The organism is Citrobacter sp. S46_ASV_140 (genome assembly GCF_018919545.1).
GTDB lineage: Bacteria > Pseudomonadota > Gammaproteobacteria > Enterobacterales > Enterobacteriaceae > Citrobacter > Citrobacter braakii.
The window spans coordinates 1-550 of the sequence record NZ_JAHLRC010000290.1 but is presented as its reverse complement, the minus strand read 5'-3'; the positions used below and the strand labels follow the sequence as shown (position 1 = coordinate 550).

Below are 550 nucleotides of genomic sequence, written 5' to 3'. Positions count from 1 at the left end.
TCGCAGTAACACCAAGTACAGGAATATTAACCTGTTTCCCATCGACTACGCCTTTCGGCCTCGCCTTAGGGGTCGACTCACCCTGCCCCGATTAACGTTGGACAGGAACCCTTGGTCTTCCGGCGTGCGGGTTTTTCACCCGCATTATCGTTACTTATGTCAGCATTCGCACTTCTGATACCTCCAGCATGCCTCACAGCACACCTTCAACGGCTTACAGAACGCTCCCCTACCCAACAACACATAGTGTCGCTGCCGCAGCTTCGGTGCATGGTTTAGCCCCGTTACATCTTCCGCGCAGGCCGACTCGACCAGTGAGCTATTACGCTTTCTTTAAATGATGGCTGCTTCTAAGCCAACATCCTGGCTGTCTGTGCCTTCCCACATCGTTTCCCACTTAACCATGACTTTGGGACCTTAGCTGGCGGTCTGGGTTGTTTCCCTCTTCACGACGGACGTTAGCACCCGCCGTGTGTCTCCCGTGATAACATTCTTCGGTATTCGCAGTTTGCATCGGGTTGGTAAGTCGGGATGACCCCCTAGCCGAAAC

Annotated in this window: 1 rRNA gene; it reads right to left on the bottom strand. The window is 53.6% G+C overall.

The features are described from left to right. Positions 1-550 (bottom strand): 23S ribosomal RNA (locus KQJ19_RS23830); the annotation flags it as partial.